The sequence below is a fragment of the Faecalibacterium sp. Marseille-P9590 genome (assembly GCF_017377665.1).
Classification (GTDB): Bacteria; Bacillota; Clostridia; order Oscillospirales; family Ruminococcaceae; genus Faecalibacterium.
The window spans coordinates 307,702-327,356 of the sequence record NZ_JAFREF010000002.1 but is presented as its reverse complement, the minus strand read 5'-3'; the positions used below and the strand labels follow the sequence as shown (position 1 = coordinate 327,356).

Here is a 19,655-nt window from a genome sequence, read left to right as displayed (position 1 = left end):
CCCCATGCGAGTTTGTTTTTATACCCTTGGCTGCAAGGTCAACTTAAATGAGACCGGTGCGCTGGAACAGATGTTCCGCTCCGCCGGTTTCACCATCGTGCCGGAGGGCGAAGAGGCCGACGTCTTTGTGGTAAACAGCTGCACCGTCACCAACTTCGGCGACCAGAAGAGCCGCAAGTGGCTCCGCCGGGCCAAGCGCGAGAACCCCGGCGCCGTCACCGTCCTCACCGGCTGCTACCCGCAGGCTTTCCCCGAGGAAGCGGCCCAGTTCATGGAGGCCGACCTGGTCTGCGGCAACGGCGACCGGAAAGCCATCCTCGATAATGTGCTCAAGCTGCTGGACGGCCACGAGCGCATCGTCGCCATCGCCCCCCACGCGAAGGGCGAGCGGTTCGAGGAACTGCCGGTGGAGCGGTTCGAGACCCACACCCGCGCCTTTATTAAAGTAGAGGACGGCTGCAACCGTCAGTGCGCCTACTGCGTCATCCCCCGCGCCCGCGGCCCGGTGCGCAGCCGCTCGGAAGAGAGCATCCTCGCCGAGCTGCGCCAGCTGGCCGCTTCCGGCTACCGGGAAGTGGTGCTCAGCGCCATCTCCCTGCCCAGCTACGGCCTCGACACCGGCACCAACCTTGTGGAGCTGGTGGAGAAGTGCGCCCGGGTGGAGGGCATCGAGCGTATCCGGCTGGGCAGCCTTGACCCCGATATGCTGACCCCCGAATACATCACCCGGCTGGCGGCAGTGGACAAGCTCTGCCCCCAGTACCACCTGAGCCTGCAGAGCGGTTGCAGCGCCACCCTGCGCCGGATGCGCCGCGTCTATACCGCCGAGCAGTACGCCGAGGTGGTCCGCCAGCTCCGCGTCGCCTACGGTGACCGCCCGGTCAGCTTCACCACCGACTGCATCTGCGGCTTCCCCGGCGAGACGGAGGAAGATTTCCGGGAGAGCTGCGAGTTCCTGAAGGAGATCGGCTTCCTGAAAGTCCACGTCTTCCCCTACTCCCGCCGCAGCGGCACCCCCGCCTACGACTTCCCCGACCAGGTCCATGAGCGCGAAAAACAGGCCCGCAGCCGGGAGATGAACGCCATCGCCGAGGACATCCGCCGCGAGGTGCTGGCCGGCTGCGAGGGCAGCGAAGACGACGTTCTGCTGGAGACTCCCCTCTCCGGCACCCTCTTCACCGGCTACACCCGGCTGTATGTTCCCGTCGTGGTCTCGGCCCCGGGCCATAAGAGCGGCGAGATCGTCCATGTCCGGCTGGGCAGCTACGACGGCGAGCGTGTCCGGGCCGAGATGGTGTAAATCTTAGCCGTTTCTTTGCTGTTTTGTACAAATCCATTTGTTCTCATTTGTGCAAGATATACCAGTTGTGAATTTCATAACAAATTTTAGGTTTTTCCCTTTTCTTCCCGAAGGGTTTATGCTACAATAAAAGTGGATTATTCGGGGCATCCGGCTGTTTGCAGCAGCCCAGTATCAAATGCCCCGGAGAAAAGCCGCGTCGGAGCGGTTTTTTGTTCTGTTGTTTCAAAACAAGGAGAGATTGGAATGAGTTTCAGAGGAATCAACACGACGGTCATCCAGATCCGCCGCCAGGTCTTTACCGAGGTGGCACGGATGGCCTACGCCAACGTCAAGGGCGAGCAGGCCAACCACCTGATGCGCAAGATCCCTTACACCATCATCCCCGGTGAGGAAGGCAAGCTCCGCAAGGACATCTTCCTTGAGCGCGCCATCGTCGAGGAGCGCGTTCGTCTAGCCATGGGCCTGCCCACCCGCCGCATGGACGAGCACAACAGCGTCGTCTCCGGTCTGGAGGACGCTTCCATCGCCGATAAGTATTATGACCCCCCGCTGGTGAACGTCATCAAGTTTGCCTGCAACCGCTGCCCCGAGAAGCTGGTCAAGGTCTCCGACCTGTGCCAGGGCTGCCTCGCACACCCCTGTATGGAAGTCTGCCCCAAGAAGGCCATCACCTGGGAGAGCGGCCGTTCCACCATCGACCAGGAAAAGTGCATCAAGTGCGGCCGCTGCGTCGGCGTCTGCCCCTACAACGCCATCGTCAAGACCGAGCGTCCCTGCGCCGCTGCCTGCGGCATGGGTGCCATCCACTCCGATGAGCTGGGCCGCGCCGAGATCGACTACAGCAAGTGCGTGTCCTGCGGCCAGTGTCTGGTCAACTGCCCCTTCGGTGCCATCGCCGACAAGGGCCAGATCTACCAGCTCATTCAGGGCTTCAACCGCGGTGACCGCATCTACGCCCTCGTCGCTCCCGCCTTCATCAACCAGTTCCCGGGCCTGGCCTCCACCGGCAAGCTCAAGGCTGCGCTGAAGGCTCTGGGCTTCTACGACGTCGTGGAGGTCGCCATCGGTGCCGACCTGTGTACCGTGGATGAGGCCCACGACTTCCTGGAGGAGGTCCCCAACAAGCTGAACTTCATGGCTACTTCCTGCTGCCCGGCATGGAGCATGATGGCAAAGACCGCCTTCCCGGATCTTGCAAAGAACATCTCCATGACCATGACCCCCATGGTCTTTACCGCCCGCATGATGAAGCAGGCCGACCCGGAGGCCCGTATGTGCTTCATCGGACCCTGCGCCGCCAAGAAGCTGGAAGCTTCCCGCCGCACCGTCCGCTCTGATGTGGACTTCGTGCTGACCTTCGAGGAACTGGCCGGCATCATCGAGGCCAAGGACATCGATGTGGCCAACCTCGAAGTCGATCCCGATGAGGTCGATCTGGTCCACGCTTCCGGCGCAGGCCGCGGCTTCGCACAGTCCGGCGGCGTCGCCAAGGCTGTCGCCGACAAGGTCAAGGAGTGGCATCCCGATATGGACGTCAAGATCGCGTCCGCACAGGGCCTCGCCGAGTGCAAGAAGCTGCTGATGCTGGCCAAGGCCGGTAAGTACAACGGCTACCTGCTGGAAGGCATGGGCTGCCCCGGCGGCTGCATCGGCGGCGCCGGCACCATCGCCGACCCCACCCGCACTGCTGTCGCCCTGAACAAGTACGTCAAGGAGGCTCCGTTCCAGGACCCCGAGCAGAGCCCCTTCATGACCAGCATCCACGTGCTGAAGGACGACCCTAACTTTGAGGTCTAAGTTTTCCTGACTTCTGCCGCTTCCCGTCCGCCGGGAGGCGGCTTTTTTGTGTCTTCGGCAAAGTCTGCGTCTTTTCTTCCATAAGATGTGTCTTATGTGAAACATTTTTGTGAAAGCCTCACAAGCCAGATTGACTTTTTCTTCTGAATATGTTATTTTTGCGGTGACAAATTCCTTCGCGTTCCGTTTTGGAACGCACAGAGCCGCCTCTGCGGCTGGAAAGGTCGATTCTTGAATATGACGATTTCTTTGAAGCATATGGGCAGACGCACCGGGGCGGTCCTCGTCTCGCTGCTGCTGCTCCTGATGCTGGCGGTCAGTGCCAGTGCCGCCGCCGTCAAGATGACGGTGGGCGTCCGGTTCTGGCGGGAGTCCGGGGACAAGGAGTCGATGGCCGACAGTGCCGTGGACACCACCCGCGAAGCCACCCTCACCCGCCAGCCCAACGGCACCTTCACTCTCGAGCTTCCGGTCAAGCAGCTCTCTTCCATGAACATGACTGGCCGTCTCACCGGCATCGCCATCGGCGAGGTGAACTATGACGGCACTCTGAGCGGCGACCTGTCCGACGGCACCGCCGTGCTGACCCTCAAGAACCTGCCCGCCTCAGTGCTCACCGGCAGCGATTCCAACAAAGCGCTGGCCGTGACCTGCAGCATCAAGATGGACACCATCCTTCTCGGCGACATCTCTACCAGTGCGAAGATGTCCATCTGGGTCGAGCGCTGAAAAGCCAAATAGCACAAAAAGCGCCCCGCAGCTCTGTTACGAGCTGCGGGGCGCTTGCGTTATTTCAAAAAAGGTTTACTCAGCGATGATGCTCTTGCCGGTCATCTCTGCCGGGACGGGCAGGCCGATATAGGGCAGCATGGTGGGTGCGATGTCGGCCAGGCAGCCGCCCTCGCGCAGCTTCACATCGCCGCAGCCGATGGCCACGAAAGGCACGACGTTGGTGGTGTGGGCGGTGAAAGGAGTGCCGTCGGGGTTCTTCATCTTCTCGGCGTTGCCGTGGTCAGCGGTCAGGAAAGCGCAGCCGCCAGCGTTCAGCACAGCGGTGACGACCTTCTCGACAGCAGCGTCCACAGCCTCAACGGCCTTGACAGCGGCTTCAAAGACGCCGGTGTGGCCGACCATATCGCAGTTTGCGAAGTTCAGGATGACCACGTCGTACTTGCCGCTCTCGATGCGCTTGACGCACTCGTCAGCGACCTCGGGGGCGCTCATCTCAGGCTTGAGGTCGTAGGTAGCGACCTTCGGGCTGGGGATGACACAGCGGTCCTCGCCCTCGTAGGGAGCCTCAACACCGCCGTTGAAGAAGAAGGTGACATGAGCGTACTTCTCGGTCTCGGCGATGCGCAGCTGGGTCTTGCCGTTCTCGGACAGGTACTGGCCCAGGACGTTCTTCAGCTCAACAGGAGGATAAGCGACCTCGCAGTTGGGCATGGTGGCGTCATACTCGGCCATGCAGACGTAGTGGACCTGCTTGCGGCCGCCGCGGCGCTCGAAGCCGGTGAAAGCGTCGTCACAGAAGATGCGGGTCATCTGACGGGCGCGGTCGGGACGGAAGTTCATGAAGATAACGGTGTCGCCGTCCTGCACACGGCCACCCTCGCAGGTGACGCAGGGCAGAACGAACTCGTCGGTCTTGTCGTCGGCGTAGGATGCCTCGATGGCCTCCTGAGCGTTGGCGGCGTGGTTGCCCTCGCCGTAGACGAAGGCAGCGTAAGCCTTCTCCTCACGGTCCCAGTTATTGTCGCGGTCCATGGCGTAGTAACGGCCAGAGACGCTGGCGATCTTGCCGATGCCCAGCTCATCCAGCTTGGCCTGCAGGTCGGCAAGGAAGCCCTTGCCGGAGTGGGGGTCGGTGTCGCGGCCATCGGTGATGCAGTGGAGGTAGACTTCCTTGGCCCCCATGTGCTTTGCCATTTCCAGCACACCGAACCAGTGGTCAGCGTGGCTGTGGACACCGCCGGTACCCACCAGACCCATCAGGTGGATCGCCTTGCCGGCGTCGATGGCAGCCTTCATGTTCTTGACGAGGACGGGGTTCTTGAGCATCTCACCGTCGCGGATGGACTTGGTGATGAGGGTCAGCTGCTGGTAGACGATGCGGCCGGCACCCATATTGGTATGACCCACCTCAGAGTTGCCCATCTGGCCATCGGGCAGGCCCACAGCCATGCCGGAAGCGTCGATGGTGGTCATAGGATATTTTGCCATCAGAGAGTCAAGGAAAGGCTTCTTGGCTGCAACCACGGCGTTGCCGTAGGTCTCGTTGGGGGTCCAGCCAAAGCCGTCCATGATGCAGAGCAGAACAGGTTTCTTGGACATAAAATAGGATCTCCTTTGAAAATTCAACAAACAGCGCCCGGCTCCCTGCCGGAAATGCGGCGCAGCCGGGCGCAGAGAGAACGATTTTTACCGCTCAGGGCTTAGCCCTTGGTGGCAGCGTTGACGATGACAGCAAAGTCAGGAGCCTTCAGGGAAGCACCGCCGATGAGGCCGCCGTCCACGTCCTTCTTGCTCAGCAGCTCCTCGCAGTTCTTGGCGTTCATGCTGCCGCCGTACTGGACGGTGGTAGCCTCGGCCACGGCTTCGCCGTAGACCTCGCCGATGACCTTGCGGATCTGAGCGCAGACTTCCTCAGCCTGGTCGGCAGTAGCGGTCTTGCCGGTGCCGATGGCCCAGATGGGCTCGTAGGCGATGACGACGTTTGCCATCTGCTCAGCGGTGACATCGCGCAGGGCGATCTTGGTCTGCATCCGGACCAGCTCCTCGGTGACGCCCTCCTCACGCTGCTGCAGGCTCTCGCCCACGCAGATGATGACCTTCAGGCCGGCGTTCAGAGCGGCCAGAGCGCGCTTGTTGACGGTCTGGTCGGTCTCTGCGAAATACTGACGGCGCTCGGAGTGACCGACGATGACGTACTCGACGCCCAGATCCACCAGCATATCAGCGCTGATCTCGCCGGTGAATGCGCCGGACTTCTCGAAATGGACGTTCTCGGCACCGACATGGATGTTGGTACCCTTGGTCTTTGCCACAGCAGTGACCAGGTCGGTATAGGGAGTGCAGATGACGACCTCGCAGGATGCGTCCTTGACGGCGGGGATGAGCTCGTCCACCAGAACAGCAGCCTCGGAGGCGGTCTTGTTCATCTTCCAGTTGCCAGCAATAATGGCCTTGCGCTTTGCCTTATCCATGATACGTTCTCCTTACCTTATTTACCTTATAAATAAAAGATGCGGCGGCGAAACAGCCGCCGCACCGTTCATGATGCTGTGATTATGCGTTCTGGATGACTGCGATGCCGGGCAGCTCCTTGCCCTCCAGGTACTCCAGAGAAGCGCCGCCGCCAGTAGAGATGTGGGTCATCTTGTCGCCCAGGCCCATCTGCTGGACAGCTGCTGCGCTGTCGCCGCCGCCGATGACGGTGGTAGCGTCGCTCTCAGCCATAGCCTTGGCCACGGCCAGAGTGCCGGCAGCCAAAGTCGGGTTCTCAAAGACGCCCATGGGGCCGTTCCAGACGACGGTCTTGGAAGCCTTGACAGCGTCGGCGAAGAGCTTCATGGTCTCGGGGCCGATGTCGCAGCCTTCCTTGTCAGCCGGGATAGCGGTGACAGGGACGACGGTGGTCTCGACAGGAGCGTCGATGGGGTCGGGGAAGTTCTCGACACAGGCGGTATCGACGGGCAGGAGCAGCTTGACGCCCTTCTCCTGAGCCTTTGCCATCATCTCCTTGCAGTAGTCCAGCTTGGAGTCGTCGCACAGGCTCTTGCCGACCTCATAGCCCTGAGCCTTGATGAAGGTGTAGGCCATGCCGCCGCCGATGATGAGGGTATCGACCTTCTCCAGCAGGTTGGAGATGACATTCAGCTTGTCAGCGACCTTTGCGCCGCCCAGAATGGCGGTGAAGGGACGGACGGGATCGTTCACGGCATTGCCGAGGTACTTGATCTCCTTCTCCATCAGGTAGCCGACAGCGGTGTCCTTGATGTAGTCGGTGACGCCTGCGGTGGAGCAGTGTGCGCGGTGGCAGCTGCCGAAGGCATCGTCAACGTATGCGTCTGCCAGAGAAGCCAACTCCTGAGAGAACTCAGGCAGGTTCTTGGTCTCTTCCTTGCGGAAACGGGTGTTCTGCAGCAGGACGACGTCGCCGTTGTTCATGGCAGCGACAGCAGCCTTTGCGTTCTCGCCCACGACGTTGTCGTCGTCAGCAAAGACAACGGTCTTGCCCAGCTTTGCGCTCAGAGCCACAGCAACGGGAGCGAGGCTGAACTTTGCCTCGGGGCCGTTCTTCGGCTTGCCCAGATGGCTGCACAGAATGACCTTCGCGCCGTCATTGACCAGCTTCTGGATGGTGGGCAGAGCCGCATTGATGCGGTTCTCGTTGGTGATGACGCCGTCCTTCATGGGGACGTTGAAATCACAGCGGACAAGGACCTTCTTGCCGCAGTAGTTCTGATCGTCGATCGTCTTTTTACCTAAACCCATAGTGATTATTCTCCTCTCAATTCATTCTTCGGAATCGAATTTCGCTCACTCTCGGGGTCTTAGCCCCTATGACACTATTATAAACAAAATATGTGTGTATTGCAAGGACGGGGGATGGATAATTTATTAACAAACTTTTCCTGTGATATTCGGGAATTGTGTCTATTTTGACAGTAGTCCGGCCCGGCTGCCAAAACGCCGCAGGCGGTCTCCCCTCCTGCGGCGCTTAAAACTGTCCACTTTAATCCCGACGGAACAGGTCGCGGGTGTAGACTTTGTCCTGTACATCATCCAGACAGCTGTCGTAGCGGTTGGCGATGATGGCCTGGCTGCGCTTTTTGAAAACGTCCAGATCGTTCACCACTTCGCTGCCGAAGAAGGTAGTGCCATTCTCCAAAGTCGGCTCATAGATGATAACTGTCGCGCCCTTGGCCTTGATACGCTTCATGACACCCTGAATGGAAGACTGACGGAAGTTGTCGGAGCTGGCCTTCATGGTCAGGCGGTAGACGCCGATGACACAGGGCTTCTCGTCCGCCGCGTTATACTCGTTCTCTTCCCCGTAGCTGTAGTAGCCCGCCATCTGGAGCACCCGGTCTGCAATGAAATCTTTGCGGGTGCGGTTGGACTCCACGATGGCCTCGATGAGATTTTCCGGCACATCCTCGTAGTTGGCGAGGAGCTGCTTGGTATCTTTAGGCAGGCAGTAGCCGCCGTAACCAAAGCTGGGATTATTATAATGTGTGCCAATGCGGGGGTCGAGGCAGACGCCCTCGATGATATGCCGGGTATCAAGCCCTTTCATCTCGGCGTAGGTGTCCAGTTCATTGAAGAAGGAAACGCGGAGGGCAAGATAGGTGTTGGCGAACAGCTTGACCGCCTCGGCCTCGGTGAAGCCCATGAAGAGGGTGTCGATATTCTCTTTGACAGCACCTTCCTGTAACAAATAGGCAAAGGTGTGTGCCGCCTCCACGAGGCGCTCATCCTGCATATCCGTACCTACGATGATGCGGCTCGGGTAGAGATTATCGTATAGTGCCTTGGACTCCCGCAGGAACTCCGGGCTGAAGATGATATTCCCGCACTGATACTTTTCACGGACACTGGCCGTGAAGCCCACCGGGATGGTGGACTTGATGACCATGACAGCCTCGGGGTTCACCTTCATCACCAGCCGGATGACCGCCTCCACCGCCGAGGTATCGAAGAAATTCTTCCGGCTGTCGTAGTTGGTGGGGGCCGCGATGACCACAAAGTCAGCGTCCCGATAGGCCGTCTCCCCGTCCAGCGTAGCCGTCAGGTCGAGATCTTTCTCGGTGAGGTATTTTTCGATGTAGTCGTCCTGAATGGGCGATTTTTTCTGGTTGATGAGATCCACCTTTTCCGGCACGATGTCCACAGCCGTGACATGGTGGTGCTGGCTCAGCAGGACAGCAATGGACAGGCCGACGTAGCCTGTACCCGCGACAGCGATGTTCAGTTTTTCGAATGCTTTCATGGCTTTCGCTCCTACGACACAAATGCAATAAACTGCGGTATTGACTTTATTGTATCATGAAGCGGATGAGGTGGCAAGTATCGACAAATAAAAACACCCTTCCCCTGCGGCGTACCGCAGAAGGAAGGGTGTCAAACTCACTGATTGGTCTTCCCGCTTATTCAGCAGGGCACCTCAAGCACTTTTGAGCGTAGAGCTGTGATTAGCAGTTCTCAGCGAAGTACTTAATGGTACGGACCATCTGAGAAGTGTAGGAGTTCTCGTTGTCGTACCAGGACACGACCTGAACCTGATAGGTGTCGTCATCGATCTTAGCGACCATGGTCTGGGTAGCGTCGAACAGAGAGCCGTAACGCATACCGATGACGTCGGAGGAGACGATCTGATCCTCGTTGTAGCCGAAGGACTCGGAAGTAGCAGCCTTCATAGCAGCGTTGATGGACTCCTTGGTGACGTCCTTGCCCTTGACGACTGCGACCAGCAGGGTGGTGGAGCCGGTGGGAACAGGCACACGCTGAGCAGAGCCGATCAGCTTGCCGTTCAGCTCGGGGATGACCAGACCGATGGCCTTAGCAGCACCGGTGCTGTTGGGGACGATGTTCTGTGCGCCAGCACGAGCACGGCGCAGGTCGCCCTTGCGCTGAGGACCATCCAGGATCATCTGGTCGCCGGTGTAAGCATGAACGGTGGTCATGATGCCGGAGACGATGGGGTAGGTCTTGTTCAGGGTGTCGGCCATGGGAGCCAGGCAGTTGGTGGTGCAGGAAGCAGCGGAGATGACCTGATCCTCAGCGGTCAGGGTCTTCTCGTTGACGGAGTAGACAATGGTCTTCAGGTCGTTGCCTGCGGGAGCAGAGATGACAACCTTCTTAGCGCCAGCCTGGATGTGAGCCATGCTCTTCTCCTTGCTGGTGTAGAAGCCGGTGCACTCCAGAACGACATCGACGTTCAGCTCGCCCCAGGGAGCGTCCTTTGCGTCCTTAACAGCGTAGATCTTGATCTCCTTGCCGTCGACGATGATGGAGTCCTCGGTAGCCTCGACGGTGTGCTTGCCCTCACCGATCTTGCCGCAGAAGGAACCCTGAGCGGTATCGTACTTCAGCAGGTGAGCCAGCATCTTGGGGCTGGTCAGGTCGTTGATAGCGACGACCTCGTAACCCTCAGCATCAAACATCTGACGGAAAGCCAGACGGCCAATACGACCAAAACCATTGATAGCAACTCTAACAGCCATGTTAATAGTACCTCCTAAATGTTCTTACCCTGATTCGGATAATTCACGGTACTCTTATTTTAGACCAAAACGGCCAAACTTTCAAGTGCCTGCCAAAAAATTAACAAGTCGTTTTCATACTTTTTTGCTTTTGTACTATTTTCTCGGGGAATAGGGTGTTGTTTTGAGCAATTCAACCAAGCGACTGCTGACGCATTTATGCATCCTGCTCAGTCCTTGTGCAGCGCACAGCGCTCAAGGCTCCCAAAACGCCCACACAGCACAGCCCCAGCCGGAACAGCAGCGTCGGCGTCAGCAGAGCCCCGCCGCCCTCCTGTACAAGGGTCTGCAGCACGGTGGGCAGCTCCCAGCACAGGCAGAGGGCAAACGCCGCCAGCCCGCCGGCGCAGAGGGTGCGCCCATCCGACGTGCCGGGCAGGTAGAGCGCCCGGGCCAGCGCCGAGAGGAACACCAGCCCCACCAGCAGCTGCCAGACCATCGCCGTGGGGGCCACCCGGTGCCAGCTGGAGCTGTTCTCCATAAAGCGGGCCAGCACGCACCAGTAGAACACGGCGCTGCCCAGCACGGCGGGCGTCAGGCTGCGGGTGGGGGTCTTCCAGTCCTTCCGCAGCCAGCTCAGACCGAGACCGATCATCCAGAACGCGCACAGCGCCTCCAGCGCAGCCCGGATAAGCATTGCCACGCTGCTCCCCATCCAGAGGATGCGCAGCACAGCAGCCTCTCCATAGCAGACAGCCGCCGCCAGTGCCACGACGCCGGAAAGCGTACAGTGGCCCCGCAGCGCATCGGTCTGCGGCTTACAGCAGCGGCCCGCCGCTACGGCGGCACCGACGGCCACGGCCAGCGCACCGTACCGCAGCCAGACTGAGCCGACGATGCACAGGCCCGTTTCCGTGTCGGTGAGAAGGGCCAGGTCTATGCCCCGGAAAACGCCCAGCGCTGCGCTCAGGAAAAGCGAAACCATGATAAAAAAGTTCATCTGTAATCCTCAAATCTCTATCCCCTTTTCGGGGGAATTATCATAAGTGTATGATAGCGCGTTTTGGGCAGAAATGCAAGGCATTCCCCTCTTGTGTGCTTTTTTGCCGACAGCGGCCGGTATACTGAGTCCAAAAGTCTGTCCGGAAGGGAGATATGCCCCATGAAAAAAGCCTTTCTGCTCCTCTGCGCCCTGCTCCTCGTGCTAGGCAGCTCCCTGCCGCTGGCAGGCTACCGGCTGGCCCGGGCCGTGCTGAGCCGCAGGGCAGCCGTTCCCCCTGCCCCGGCGTCCAGCACCTCCGCCGCATCGGAAGCCGCGCCTGCCGCTTTCGAGGGAGACGCAGACGTCTTTCTCATCGAAGACCTGAGCACCGGCGAGGTGCGGCAGGTGCCGAAGCGGGACTATCTCATCGGGGCCGCAGCGGCTGAAATGCCCCTCACATGGCCGGACGAGGCCCTCAAGGCGCAAATCGTCGCGGCCCACAGCTACGCGCTCTACTGCCGCGACCACGCCTCTGCAGCCAACGGCAGCTGGCTCTCTGCCGACCCGGCACGGCGGCAGGGCTATCTGACCGACGCCGTCCTCCACAGCTACTGGGGGACCGACTACGAGGCCAACTATGCCCGTCTCTCGGCCCTCGTAGACGCCGTCCTCAGCGATGTCCTCTGCTATGGCGGTGCGGCGGCAGGGACGAGTTATTTTGCCATCTCCAATGGCCGTACCGAGGCCAGCGAGAACGTCTGGGGCAGCGCCCTCCCCTACCTCGTCCCGGTGGACAGCAGCACCGACCTCTCCGCCGACAACTACGAAGTCACCCTCACCCTTTCTGCCCCGCAGGTACAGCAACTTCTTTCCTCGGGACTGGGCATCGCCGCCGACTCTGCCGCGCCGGAACGCTGGTTCGGTGAGACGACCCTGACAGCTTCGGGCTATGCGGCCTCTCTGCCCGTCTGCGGCCAGACCGTCTCCGGAACAGCCCTCCGGCGGGCTCTGGGGCTGCGGAGCGCCTGCTTCACCATCCGGTATCAGGACGGCAGCTTCCTCATCACGACGAAAGGCTACGGCCACGGCGTGGGCCTGAGCCAGTGGGGTGCCAAAGCGCTGGCCGAGCAGGGCTGGACCTACGAAGTCATCCTCGCCCACTATTTCCCGGGGACGCAGCTCTGCCGATGACACAAAAACAGGGTGGTCAGCATTGCCGACCACCCTGTGTCTTTTTATTTTGGGGAAGCTCAGCCCAGAAGCCAGCTCCACATCCCCTTCTTCGTCTCGGTCCCGGTCACAGCCTCAGCTTCACTCTCAACTGCCTCAGCCACAGCCTCTTCGGTCTCCTGAACGAGCTGACCCAGCTTCGTGCCGGAGGGATCCTGTACCGTCCAGTAAGTCGCGGTGCTGCTGGCGCTGCCGGAAACGGTGAAGTCGCTCATGAAGCAGAGCGTCTGGCCGTTGGAGTCGGTCAGCACGACCATGTAAGTGTAGCTGCCTTCGGGCAGCTCACCGAAACGGAGCTGGCTGTCGAAGTTCTTCAGAGACCAGCTGGACGCATTGGGCGCGGCCTCAGCGCTCTGAACAGGCTGGTCGTTGGCGTCGAGGATCGCCGCTTCCACGCTGCTCAGCACAGTACCCGATGCGCTGGCGGCAGTGCCGCTCACGCTCATGCCCTTGCCGGTGCGGATGTTGACCGGGTAGCGCATTCCTTCCAGACGGAGGCTGTCCAGCGTCGCGACGGCGCTGTTATGGTCGGAAGATATGTACCAGTAGCAGGAAGCACCTGCGATGGAGATGCTGGCTGCCGAGATCGGCACACGGCCCGAGGAGACGCTGCCGGCGGGGTCGGAGCAGTAGAACACGCCGTCGGTGTAGTCTGTCAGGAGAACGGCGTGGGGCTGGCGGCGGTCGTAGAGGACGATGCCCTCGGGGTGCTCTGCCAGCAGCTGGATGAGCACTGCCTTCTTCTCCTCGTTGTTGGACGGCAGCGTGGAGTAACCCACCTGCATCGCATTATAGTTGAAGCTGTGGGAGAGGCCGCCTGCCCACGCACTGCCGCGGACGCTGTTCTCGGTCACGTCCGTCCAGTCGGTCAAGCCGTCCAGAAAAGCGCGGCGGCGGAGCATCATGGCGGCGGAGGCCAGCGTACAGGTGCCGCCCCGGCTCTGCTTGAAGTAAAATCCTGCGTCCACGTTGAGGTCCACCGCCAGCGCTCCCGGCAACATCACTGCCATCAGCACGAGCGACAGCACAAGGGCCATCAGTTTTTTCCAGATCCGGTGCGGCGCACATTCCACGTTTGACTCATCCCTTCATCTTTCATTCACTGCTGTAAAGTATACCATTTTGTTACACTTTTGTAAACCGCAGGGAGACTTTTTTCTCAGATTTCACACGCTTCGTACACAATTTCGGGGCAGAATGCACAAATAGCGTCTAACTTTTTGGAACATATAACAAAAAGCCCCCGCCATCCCGAGGGACAGCAGGAGCAAAACTGGAACGAATTTTCGTTTAGAACAGGCCGGTGATCTTGCCGTCGGCGTCCACATCAATGCCCACGGCGGCGGGCTTCTTGGGCAGGCCGGGCATGGTCATGATGCTGCCGCAGATGACCACCACGAAGCCGGCGCCGGCGGCCAGACGCACCTCGCGCACCTCCATCGTGAAGCCGGTGGGCGCACCGGTCAGCTTGGCATTATCGCTGAAGCTGTACTGGGTCTTGGCGATGCAGACGGGCAGGTCGCCGTAACCCAGCTCGGTAAGCTCGGCCAGAGTCTTGCTGGCGGCGGCGCTGTAGTTCACGCCGTCGGCGCGGTAGATCTTGGTGGCGATGGCGTTGATCTTGTCCTTGAGGGGCATTTCCAGCGGGTAGGTGTACTGGATGGGACGGTCCTCCATGATGTCCAGCACCTTCTCGGCCAGAGCCTTGCCGCCCTCGCCGCCCTTGGCGAAGACCTCGCTCAGGACGCAGGGGACGCCCTGCTCGGCACAGACCTGCTCGACGTAAGCCTGCTCTTCGGCGGTATCGGTCGGGAAGGCGTTGATGGCCACCACGACGGGCAGGCCGAAACCGTTCTTCATGTTGTCGATGTGGCGGACGAGGTTGGCTGCGCCCTTCTTGACGGCCTCAAGGTTGGGAGTGTTCAGGTCGGCCTTGGCTACGCCGCCGTGGCTCTTGAGCGCACGGAGAGTCGCCACCAGCACGCAGGCGCTGGGCGCGATGCCCGCATAGCGGCACTTGATGTCCAGGAACTTCTCTGCGCCCAGATCTGCGCCGAAGCCTGCCTCGGTGATGACATAGTCGGCCAGCGAGAGGCTGAGCTTGGTGGCCATGACGCTGTTGCAGCCGTGGGCGATGTTGGCGAAGGGGCCGCCGTGGATGATGGCGGGGTTGTTCTCGAGGGTCTGGACCAGGTTCGGGTCGAGGGCATCCTTCAGCAGGGCAGTCATGGCACCGGCTGCGCCGATGTCCCCAGCCGTGACGGGCTTGCCGTCATAGGTGTAGGCGCAGACGATCTTAGAGAGGCGCTCTTTCAAATCGGAGATGCTAGTGGCAAGGCAGAAGATGGCCATGATCTCGCTGGCAACGGTGATGTCGAAGCCGTCCTCGCGGGGGGTGCCGTTGACCTTGCCGCCCAGGCCGTCCACGATAAAGCGGAGCTGACGGTCGTTCATGTCCATGCAGCGCTTCCAGGTGATGCGGCGGGGGTCGATGTTCAGGGGGTTGCCCTGCTGGATGCTGTTGTCGATCATGGCCGCCAGCAGGTTGTTGGCGGTACCGATGGCGTGGATGTCGCCGGTGAAGTGGAGGTTGATGTCCTCCATCGGCACCACCTGTGCGTAGCCGCCGCCGGCTGCGCCGCCCTTCATGCCGAAGACAGGGCCGAGGGAGGGTTCACGGAGGCAGAGCATGGTCTTTTTGCCTATGGCGTTCATGGCGTCGGCCAGACCCACGCTGGTGGTCGTCTTGCCTTCACCGGCAGGGGTGGGGCTGATAGCCGTGACGAGGATGAGCTTGCCCTGCTTCGATGCCTTATGGATGAGGCGGTGGTTTACCTTGGCCTTATAGCGGCCATAGGGGATCACGTCCTCGTCGGCAAGGCCCAGACTGGCGGCGATGTCGGCGATGGGCTTCATTTTGGCTTCCTGTGCGATCTCGATGTCAGACTTCATATTCAGCATCCTCCTTAAACAAAAAGGGCAGCTTTGCGCACCACGACGCAAGGCTGCCCAGACGGTCGGCATTAAAGCTTCTCTCCCCTTCTGCACTGTGGTGCTCCACAAGATCCGTCAGCAGAAGGATCAGCTAACATCTAAAAGATAACACACCCATGCCGGGTTTGTCAAGCACAAAAAAGACGCCCCCGCTTTGCAGCGAGAGCGCCTCTTTGTTCAAGAATCGAAATTCAAGAAGCAAGCTTTAAGGGGGTTAAATTACTTAACCTCAACCTTAGCGCCGGCATCCTCCAGCTTCTTCTTGATGTCCTCAGCCTCAGCCTTGGAAGCCTTCTCCTTGACAGCCTTGGGAGCGCCGTCAACGATAGCCTTAGCCTCCTTCAGGCCCAGACCGGTGATCTCCTTGACCAGCTTGATGACGCCCATCTTGCCAGCGCCAGCCTCGACCAGGATGACGTCGAACTCGGTCTTCTCTTCCTCAGCGGCAGCAGCAGCGCCAGCAGCAGCGGGAGCAGCAGCAGCAACAGCAGAAACGCCGAACTCTTCGCAGTATGCGTCGATGAGCTCCTTCAGCTCCAGAACGGACAGCTCCTTGACGGAGTCGATGATGGCAGTAATCTTCTCAGAAGCCATAGTAGTAACCCTCCAATATAAATGGTTTGTTTGTTGATTTCAGATGTTTTTTAAGCAGCGGTCACGCGGCCATCAGGCAGCGGGCTCCTCCTGCTTGTCGGCATAAGCCTGCATTGCAACAGCCAGACCAGACAGAGTGCTGGTGAGGGCGCCTGCAAACATGGACAGCATGCCTTCGCGGTTGGGCAGCTTTGCGATGGCGTTGGTCTCGGCAGCGTCCATGACCTTGCCTTCCATGAAGCCAGCCTTCACGACGAACTTCTTGGACTTATCGCCGTCCTGGTACTTGCACAGGATGCGGGCAGCGGACATGGGGTCTTCCTCGTGAGCAAAAGCGATAGCGGTATCGCCCTTGAACTGCTCAGCCAGGGTCTCCAGAGAAGTACCCTTGACAGCCAGACGCAGCATGGTGTTCTTCACGACCATGTAATCGACGCCTGCCTCACGCAGCTCCTTACGGAGCTTGGTGTCGTTCTCGACGTTGATGCCGCCGTAAGCGACGACGCAGCCGGAAACCGCACTCTCAAACTTTGCCTTCAGATCAGCGACGTAAGCCTGCTTCTCAGAAAGAATCTTTGCACTGGGCATTCGGTTTCACCTCGTTTCAAAAACTTATATCGAAAGCTGGTGAGCAACGAAAAAAGCCTCTTTCCCGCACATGGTCCGAGAAAGAGGCATAAAACAACTTTACGCACGTTTCTCGGCAGGCGGCATAGCCTTACGCTGGACTCCAGCACCTGCTGTCTCAAAAACAGCATGATTATTTTACCGCAAACGTGCGGGATTGTCAAGTGCTTTTTTGAATTTTCTTAAAAAAACCTCTCCGTCAATGCTTCGCATTGCCACCTCTCCTATCGAGGAGAGGCCTTGGCATACCGCAAAGCCCAATCTCTTCGCCAGAGGCTCCCCTATTAGGGGCAACAACGACGACCACCGCCAGTGGCGGAAACAGGGAGTCGTTGTTGGGGCAGCGGCCAGCAAGACGCGCGCAATGCGCAGCGGATGCTGGGTGCCGCAACCCGGCCTTGTCGAGCGACAGCGAGACTGAGAGGTTATTCCTTCAATTCAAAAATCAGACACCGTACTTCAGGGTGTTGAGACGGATGCCAGGGCCCATGGTGGTAGCGATGGTAGCGCTCTTGAAGTAAGTGCCCTTTGCAGCGGCGGGCTTTGCCTTTGCAATGGCGCTCATGACGGTATCCAGGTTGCTGTACAGCTTCTCTGCACCGAAGGAAGCCTTGCCCACGGGGACATGGATGATGTTCTGCTTGTCCAGACGGTACTCGATCTTACCAGCCTTGGCCTCAGAAACTGCCTTGCCCAGATCGGGAGCGACAGTGCCGGCCTTGGGGTTGGGCATCAGGCCGCGGGGGCCCAGGACCTTACCGAGACGGCCAACGCGGCCCATCATGTCGGGGGTGGTGACGACAACGTCGAAGTCCATGAAGCCGCCGGCGATCTTTGCGATCAGCTCGTCATCACCGACGATGTCAGCGCCGGCTGCCTCAGCAGCAGCGGCGGCAGCGCCCTTAGCGATGGCGCAGACGCGGACGGTCTTGCCGGTGCCGTTGGGCAGAACGACAGCGCCGCGGACCTGCTGGTCAGCGTGACGGCCATCAACGCCCAGACGGACGTGCAGCTCGACGGTCTCGTCGAACTTGGCGGAAGCGGTCTTGCAGGCCAGCTCCAGAGCCTCGTTCACTTCGTACAGTTTAGTAGAATCGACCAGCTTTGCAGCGTCGACATAGTGCTTGCCATGTTTCATTGTATATCCTCCTGTGTGGTCATGCGGGCAGTGTTATGCCCTCCCACTGTTTATGTCTCAGCCCTCGACGACGATGCCCATGGAACGGCAGGTGCCGCGGACCATGCTGCAGGCAGCTTCCAGAGAAGCAGCGTTCAGGTCGGGCATCTTGGTCTTAGCGATCTCTTCCACCTGAGCGGCGGTCAGAGTAGCGACCTTTTCCTTGTTGGGCTTGCCGGAAGCGGTGTTGATGCCAGCGGCCTTCTTGATCAGAACGGCTGCCGGAGGAGTCTTGGTGATGAAGCTGAAGGAGCGGTCAGCGTAGACAGTGATGACGACGGGGATGACATAACCCATCTGGTTCTTGGTACGCTCGTTGAACTCCTTGGTGAAGGCCATGATGTTGACGCCCTTCTGACCCAGAGCAGGGCCAACAGGGGGAGCCGGAGTCGCCTTGCCGGCCTCGATCTGCAGCTTAATGTAGCCAGTAACTTTCTGTGCCATAGTAAATGCACCTCCAAAAATCTGTGGTGAGTTGCGGCGCGGTGTCTCCGCGCCTCCCACGAGCGCATACGCGGTGTACACGCTCTATAAGAACCGCACTGCGGTCTTACCTTGGTAGAACGGATGCCGGTTGGTTACGGCAGCTCGACCTGCGCGATGTCCACTTCTGCGGGCGTCTCGCGGCCAAACATATTGACCTTGAGCTTGACTTTGAAGCTCTCGGTATCGATGCCCTCCACAAGGCCCATAAAGCCTTCCAGGGGGCCGGCGGTGATCTGCACGGTATCGCCGACGTTGAAATCGACGGTCAGCGGAGCCGCCTTCTCGACGCCCATCTTCTCCACTTCCTCAGCGGTCAGGGGGACAGGCTTCGAGGCAGGGCCGACGAAACCGGTGCAGCCGCGCGTATTGCGCACGACATACCAGGTATCGTCGTTCATGACCATCTTGACCAGAACGTAGCCGGGGAACAGCTTGTGCTCCACCATACGCTCCTTGCCGTCCTTGATCTCGGGGACCATCTCGGTCGGGACCTTGATGTCACAGATCAGATCCTGCAGGCGGCGGTTCTCCACCATGGTCTGTAAGTCCGTTGCCACTTTATTCTCGTAGCCGGAATAGGTATGCACGACATACCAAAGCGCCTCATTGGACTGCTCTTCCATTCTGGTTGACCCTCCGTTTCAAGATGATTCAAGCGCCGATGATAAGGCCCAGGATGCCACCGAAGATGGCGTCCAGTGCGATCATCACGACGGCGGCGATCGCCACAGTCACGAGCACCACGACGGTGTTGGTCTTGATGTCCGCCTTAGACGGCCACACGACCTTTTTCAGCTCGCTCTTCGTGTCGCGGAAGAACTTTGCCACATTTGCGGCAAAACCCTTCACGGCGGCCTTCATTCTGGCCACAAAGCCCGGCTTTTTCTCGGTTTTGTCTGCCATGATGTTGTCCGCCTTTCTTACTTGGTTTCGCGATGAACGGTGTGCTTCTTGCAGAAGCGGCAGTACTTCTTCATCTCGAGACGATCGGGGTTGTTCTTCTTGTTCTTCGTGGTGTTGTAGTTGCGCTGCTTGCACTCGGTGCAGGCCAGAGTGATTTTAACGGTCATTTGTTGACACCTCCATTATAACGGTTGTTTTGAACCTCCCTCGGCTTGCGGGAGCACCCGTCCGACAGGCGCACTTAATAACCCCGCAAAAGAGGTGTTACCATTGTAACACGTCTTTTTCCATTCGTCAAGCGGGGAATCTGCGTTTTTTCAGGTTTTTTGTATTTTCTTTCTCTTCGCCCGACTGCGC

At 59.5% G+C, this 19,655-nt stretch carries 19 protein-coding genes, 1 riboswitch and 1 other annotated feature; of the genes, 4 read left to right on the top strand and 15 right to left on the bottom strand.

Annotated elements, in window-relative coordinates:
* Positions 1-4 precede the first annotated feature (4 nt).
* The 3 genes from mtaB (at position 5) to J3349_RS04140 (ending at position 3,829) form a co-directional block, all read left to right on the top strand.
* Complete coding sequence (gene mtaB, locus J3349_RS04150; RefSeq protein WP_207676517.1) at positions 5-1,300, top strand: tRNA (N(6)-L-threonylcarbamoyladenosine(37)-C(2))-methylthiotransferase MtaB; 1,296 nt, start codon at positions 5-7, stop codon at positions 1,298-1,300.
* Between the two features lie 246 nt (positions 1,301-1,546).
* Entirely contained in the window at positions 1,547-3,100 is a 1,554-nt protein-coding gene (locus J3349_RS04145; RefSeq protein ID WP_207676516.1) for a 4Fe-4S dicluster domain-containing protein, read from the top strand.
* A gap of 237 nt (positions 3,101-3,337) precedes the next feature.
* Positions 3,338-3,829, top strand: a complete 492-nt coding sequence (locus J3349_RS04140) for a pilin (RefSeq protein ID WP_207676515.1) — start codon at positions 3,338-3,340, stop codon at positions 3,827-3,829.
* Positions 3,830-3,904: 75 nt separating this feature from the next.
* Here the strand turns inward: J3349_RS04140 and gpmI are convergent, their stop codons facing one another.
* The 6 genes from gpmI to J3349_RS04110 form a co-directional block, all read right to left on the bottom strand.
* On the bottom strand, positions 3,905-5,431 hold the full coding sequence (gene gpmI / locus J3349_RS04135; RefSeq protein ID WP_207676514.1) for a 2,3-bisphosphoglycerate-independent phosphoglycerate mutase: 1,527 nt from the start codon (positions 5,429-5,431) through the stop codon (positions 3,905-3,907).
* Between the two features lie 101 nt (positions 5,432-5,532).
* A complete protein-coding gene (gene tpiA, locus J3349_RS04130; RefSeq protein WP_015563698.1) occupies positions 5,533-6,303 on the bottom strand; it encodes a triose-phosphate isomerase in 771 nt (256 codons plus the stop codon).
* An 82-nt stretch (positions 6,304-6,385) separates the two neighbouring features.
* Entirely contained in the window at positions 6,386-7,594 is a 1,209-nt protein-coding gene (locus J3349_RS04125; protein ID WP_158389552.1) for a phosphoglycerate kinase, read from the bottom strand.
* Between the two features lie 241 nt (positions 7,595-7,835).
* Complete coding sequence (locus J3349_RS04120) at positions 7,836-9,092, bottom strand: nucleotide sugar dehydrogenase (protein ID WP_278251790.1); 1,257 nt, start codon at positions 9,090-9,092, stop codon at positions 7,836-7,838.
* 202 nt (positions 9,093-9,294) lie between these two features.
* Positions 9,295-10,326 (bottom strand): type I glyceraldehyde-3-phosphate dehydrogenase, encoded by a 1,032-nt coding sequence (gene gap, locus J3349_RS04115; protein ID WP_158396744.1) that lies wholly within the window; start codon positions 10,324-10,326, stop codon positions 9,295-9,297.
* 196 nt (positions 10,327-10,522) lie between these two features.
* Positions 10,523-11,305 (bottom strand): hypothetical protein, encoded by a 783-nt coding sequence (locus J3349_RS04110; RefSeq protein ID WP_207676513.1) that lies wholly within the window; start codon positions 11,303-11,305, stop codon positions 10,523-10,525.
* 162 nt (positions 11,306-11,467) lie between these two features.
* Between J3349_RS04110 and J3349_RS04105 the strand changes: the two genes are divergently transcribed.
* The gene (locus J3349_RS04105; protein WP_207676512.1) at positions 11,468-12,478 is read left to right on the top strand and encodes a SpoIID/LytB domain-containing protein; all 1,011 of its coding nucleotides are present in this window, start codon (positions 11,468-11,470) and stop codon (positions 12,476-12,478) included.
* A 59-nt stretch (positions 12,479-12,537) separates the two neighbouring features.
* Here J3349_RS04105 and J3349_RS04100 read toward each other — a convergent pair whose 3' ends face one another.
* From J3349_RS04100 to rpmG, 9 genes are all read right to left on the bottom strand, one after another.
* On the bottom strand, positions 12,538-13,527 hold the full coding sequence (locus J3349_RS04100; protein ID WP_242699493.1) for a hypothetical protein: 990 nt from the start codon (positions 13,525-13,527) through the stop codon (positions 12,538-12,540).
* 280 nt (positions 13,528-13,807) lie between these two features.
* The gene (locus tag J3349_RS04095; RefSeq protein WP_207676511.1) at positions 13,808-15,469 is read right to left on the bottom strand and encodes a formate--tetrahydrofolate ligase; all 1,662 of its coding nucleotides are present in this window, start codon (positions 15,467-15,469) and stop codon (positions 13,808-13,810) included.
* Positions 15,470-15,517: 48 nt separating this feature from the next.
* Positions 15,518-15,604, bottom strand: a riboswitch (ZMP/ZTP riboswitch).
* Positions 15,605-15,730: 126 nt separating this feature from the next.
* Positions 15,731-16,105: a 50S ribosomal protein L7/L12 gene (gene rplL, locus J3349_RS04090; RefSeq protein WP_149793841.1), complete on the bottom strand. Its 375-nt coding sequence runs from the start codon at positions 16,103-16,105 to the stop codon at positions 15,731-15,733.
* Between the two features lie 72 nt (positions 16,106-16,177).
* A complete protein-coding gene (rplJ, locus tag J3349_RS04085; protein WP_015563690.1) occupies positions 16,178-16,693 on the bottom strand; it encodes a 50S ribosomal protein L10 in 516 nt (171 codons plus the stop codon).
* A gap of 40 nt (positions 16,694-16,733) precedes the next feature.
* Positions 16,734-16,873 (bottom strand) — a sequence feature (ribosomal protein L10 leader region).
* A gap of 304 nt (positions 16,874-17,177) precedes the next feature.
* A complete protein-coding gene (gene rplA / locus J3349_RS04080) occupies positions 17,178-17,870 on the bottom strand; it encodes a 50S ribosomal protein L1 (RefSeq protein WP_015563689.1) in 693 nt (230 codons plus the stop codon).
* Positions 17,871-17,927: 57 nt separating this feature from the next.
* Complete coding sequence (rplK, locus tag J3349_RS04075; RefSeq protein ID WP_149793842.1) at positions 17,928-18,353, bottom strand: 50S ribosomal protein L11; 426 nt, start codon at positions 18,351-18,353, stop codon at positions 17,928-17,930.
* Between the two features lie 134 nt (positions 18,354-18,487).
* On the bottom strand, positions 18,488-19,018 hold the full coding sequence (gene nusG, locus J3349_RS04070; RefSeq protein ID WP_015563687.1) for a transcription termination/antitermination protein NusG: 531 nt from the start codon (positions 19,016-19,018) through the stop codon (positions 18,488-18,490).
* A 28-nt stretch (positions 19,019-19,046) separates the two neighbouring features.
* On the bottom strand, positions 19,047-19,298 hold the full coding sequence (gene secE, locus J3349_RS04065; protein ID WP_149793843.1) for a preprotein translocase subunit SecE: 252 nt from the start codon (positions 19,296-19,298) through the stop codon (positions 19,047-19,049).
* 17 nt (positions 19,299-19,315) lie between these two features.
* On the bottom strand, positions 19,316-19,465 hold the full coding sequence (gene rpmG, locus J3349_RS04060; RefSeq protein ID WP_005920501.1) for a 50S ribosomal protein L33: 150 nt from the start codon (positions 19,463-19,465) through the stop codon (positions 19,316-19,318).
* Between the last annotated feature and the right edge of the window lie 190 nt (positions 19,466-19,655).

Bases quoted from the DNA above. Each gene is read 5' to 3' on its own strand.
- rplK (WP_149793842.1), bottom strand. From the start codon at position 18,353: ATGGCACAGAAAGTTACTGGCTACATTAAGCTGCAGATCGAGGCCGGC.
- J3349_RS04100 (WP_242699493.1), bottom strand. From the start codon at position 13,527: ATGGCAGTGATGTTGCCGGGAGCGCTGGCGGTGGACCTCAACGTGGAC.
- gpmI (WP_207676514.1), bottom strand. From the start codon at position 5,431: ATGTCCAAGAAACCTGTTCTGCTCTGCATCATGGACGGCTTTGGCTGG.
- mtaB (WP_207676517.1), top strand. From the start codon at position 5: ATGCGAGTTTGTTTTTATACCCTTGGCTGCAAGGTCAACTTAAATGAG.
- rplL (WP_149793841.1), bottom strand. From the start codon at position 16,105: ATGGCTTCTGAGAAGATTACTGCCATCATCGACTCCGTCAAGGAGCTG.
- J3349_RS04120 (WP_278251790.1), bottom strand. From the start codon at position 9,092: ATGAAAGCATTCGAAAAACTGAACATCGCTGTCGCGGGTACAGGCTAC.
- J3349_RS04105 (WP_207676512.1), top strand. From the start codon at position 11,468: ATGAAAAAAGCCTTTCTGCTCCTCTGCGCCCTGCTCCTCGTGCTAGGC.
- nusG (WP_015563687.1), bottom strand. From the start codon at position 19,018: ATGGAAGAGCAGTCCAATGAGGCGCTTTGGTATGTCGTGCATACCTAT.
- tpiA (WP_015563698.1), bottom strand. From the start codon at position 6,303: ATGGATAAGGCAAAGCGCAAGGCCATTATTGCTGGCAACTGGAAGATG.
- rplJ (WP_015563690.1), bottom strand. From the start codon at position 16,693: ATGCCCAGTGCAAAGATTCTTTCTGAGAAGCAGGCTTACGTCGCTGAT.
- rplA (WP_015563689.1), bottom strand. From the start codon at position 17,870: ATGAAACATGGCAAGCACTATGTCGACGCTGCAAAGCTGGTCGATTCT.
- gap (WP_158396744.1), bottom strand. From the start codon at position 10,326: ATGGCTGTTAGAGTTGCTATCAATGGTTTTGGTCGTATTGGCCGTCTG.
- J3349_RS04125 (WP_158389552.1), bottom strand. From the start codon at position 7,594: ATGGGTTTAGGTAAAAAGACGATCGACGATCAGAACTACTGCGGCAAG.
- J3349_RS04140 (WP_207676515.1), top strand. From the start codon at position 3,338: ATGACGATTTCTTTGAAGCATATGGGCAGACGCACCGGGGCGGTCCTC.
- secE (WP_149793843.1), bottom strand. From the start codon at position 19,298: ATGGCAGACAAAACCGAGAAAAAGCCGGGCTTTGTGGCCAGAATGAAG.
- J3349_RS04145 (WP_207676516.1), top strand. From the start codon at position 1,547: ATGAGTTTCAGAGGAATCAACACGACGGTCATCCAGATCCGCCGCCAG.
- rpmG (WP_005920501.1), bottom strand. From the start codon at position 19,465: ATGACCGTTAAAATCACTCTGGCCTGCACCGAGTGCAAGCAGCGCAAC.
- J3349_RS04095 (WP_207676511.1), bottom strand. From the start codon at position 15,469: ATGAAGTCTGACATCGAGATCGCACAGGAAGCCAAAATGAAGCCCATC.
- J3349_RS04110 (WP_207676513.1), bottom strand. From the start codon at position 11,305: ATGAACTTTTTTATCATGGTTTCGCTTTTCCTGAGCGCAGCGCTGGGC.